Source organism: Halonatronum saccharophilum DSM 13868, assembly GCF_000517025.1.
Taxonomy (GTDB): Bacteria; Bacillota; Halanaerobiia; order Halobacteroidales; family Halobacteroidaceae; genus Halonatronum; species Halonatronum saccharophilum.
In genome coordinates, this window is sequence record NZ_KI912091.1 from 369885 (window position 1) to 371950 (window position 2066).

Here is a 2066-nt window from a genome sequence, read left to right on the forward strand (position 1 = left end):
AGACTTATAAGAGGTTTTGAGATTTTGACTCTACTCATTACTCTTCACTCATTACCCATTACTAGTGGCACGAAAGTGACACTTTATTACTATAAATCGTTAACCACCTGTCACAATTTTGCAGCCTTGTGAATAAAATAATCTATAATTATCCTTGACAAGGAAGTTATGAGCTGTTACAATTATTAAAAATAACCAAGAGAAAAGATTAATTTCATATAGAGAAAGGCTATGAAGGGGTTAAGTAGATTTGAGAAAACCTTTAAAGAGAGGTAGTGCCATCGGCTGTAAGCACTGCTAAAGGACTTGAATTGAAATTTCGCTCTGGAGCTGTATAACTGAAATTTTTAGTAAGTTATACCGGTGTATATCGTTATTTAAACTAGTGGGGCTAGATTTCTAGTCCAATTAGGGTGGTACCACGAAACTTTTTAACCTACCTTGTTTCGTCCTATAAATATAGGATAGCAAGGTGGGTTTTTTGTATTTAAAATTGATAGTTGAAAATTGATAATTGATAATTGATAGTCAAAAAATTAATTTTAATAACCTATAGAAAAAGATGTTGGTTGTATAATGATTTTAATTAATACTAGTAATGGATTTTTATTGTTTTTAACTATCAATTGTAAACTATCAATTAGCAATTAAAAAAAAGGAGTGAGTTAAATGTTAAGTAGTAGAGAAGTCGAGAAGAAGAAAAATAATAAGGTTGTTGAGGTTGGAGATGTTAAGGTTGGTGGAGAAGAATTAGTAATTATGGCTGGACCTTGTGCAGTAGAGAGTAGAGAGCAGTTATTTGAGGCAGCCCATAGAGTAAAAGAGCATGGGGGCCAAATCTTAAGGGGTGGAGCCTTTAAGCCTAGAACATCACCTTATAGTTTTCAGGGTTTAGGTGAAGAGGGTTTAAAGTTATTAGCTCAAGCAAGAGAAAGAACTGGTTTGAAGATAGTAACAGAAGTTATGGATTCTGAGGATATTGATTTAGTAGATTCTTATGCAGATATATTACAGATTGGTTCAAGGAATATGCAAAATTATGGTATGTTAAAGAAGCTAGGGAGAGTGGATACTCCTATATTATTAAAGCGGGGCTATTCAGCAACCATTAAAGAGTGGTTATTAGCAGCTGAGTATATAATTGCTCATGGTAATCCTAATGTTATTTTATGTGAAAGAGGGATAAGAACCTTTGAAACAGCAACTAGAAATACCCTTGACTTAAATGCAATTGCTTTTATTAAAGAGACTACAGATTATCCAATAATAATAGATCCAAGTCATGGTACTGGAAAGAGATCATTGGTTACACCATTGGCCCAAGCAGGGATAAGTGTAGGGGCAGATGGAGTTATTGTAGAGGTGCATCCTAACCCTAAAGAGGCTTTATGTGATGGGGAGCAGTCATTAAAACCTGCTGAGTTTGCTAATTTAGTAATAAAATTAGATAAAGTTGCTAAGGCTATAGATAAAAAGCTGGCGGTCTAATAAAAAATGTCGATTTAAGTAGGGATGAGTCGTATATTTTGGTTTTTTTAAAGCTCTATTTGAAGAAAAATAATAAATTCACTTTATAAATAGTCGTTTATCAGTTATAATAATTGATGGACGGCTACTTTTATTTAATAGATAATTAAATATTATTACTAGGTAAATAATACTGATATAGCCAGTCTATTGAATATTAAAGTTAGAAAGGGGTTTAAAAAAGGCTACTAATAAGGGTTTCTTACTTATTTAAAAATACAAATCAATCGTATTTTTAAGCTAATTGTCGAAAAAAATAAAGTATCTTAAATATTTTAATCGTTAGATAAGTTTTTATAATATTATAACTTTATAATTTTGAGGGGAGAGATTTTTTTGTCTGTACAAATGTTCTTTCAGTTTTTAGGTTCCTTAGCTTTATTTATTTATGGGATGCAGCAGATGGGAGAAGGTCTACAGAAGACAGCAGGAAAGAAGTTAAAGAAGATTTTGGCCCTTCTTACTACAAACCCTCTTATGGGTGTAGTAGTAGGTGCACTTGTAACGGCTATTGTACAAAGTAGTAGTGCTACAAGTGT

At 32.3% G+C, this 2066-nt stretch carries 1 protein-coding gene, 1 pseudogene and 1 other annotated feature; the gene and the pseudogene both read left to right on the forward strand.

Annotation, left to right across the window (positions count from 1 at the left end; genetic code table 11):
- Positions 1-222: 222 nt before the first annotated feature.
- Positions 223-457: a binding site (T-box leader), on the forward strand.
- A gap of 212 nt (positions 458-669) precedes the next feature.
- Positions 670-1488, forward strand: a complete 819-nt coding sequence (aroF, locus tag HALSAC_RS14785; protein ID WP_051412043.1) for a 3-deoxy-7-phosphoheptulonate synthase — start codon at positions 670-672, stop codon at positions 1486-1488.
- Between the two features lie 375 nt (positions 1489-1863).
- A pseudogene (locus tag HALSAC_RS17220) lies at positions 1864-2066 on the forward strand (Na/Pi cotransporter family protein); the annotation flags it as partial.

Bases quoted from the DNA above. Each gene is read 5' to 3' on its own strand.
- aroF (WP_051412043.1), top strand. From the start codon at position 670: ATGTTAAGTAGTAGAGAAGTCGAGAAGAAGAAAAATAATAAGGTTGTT.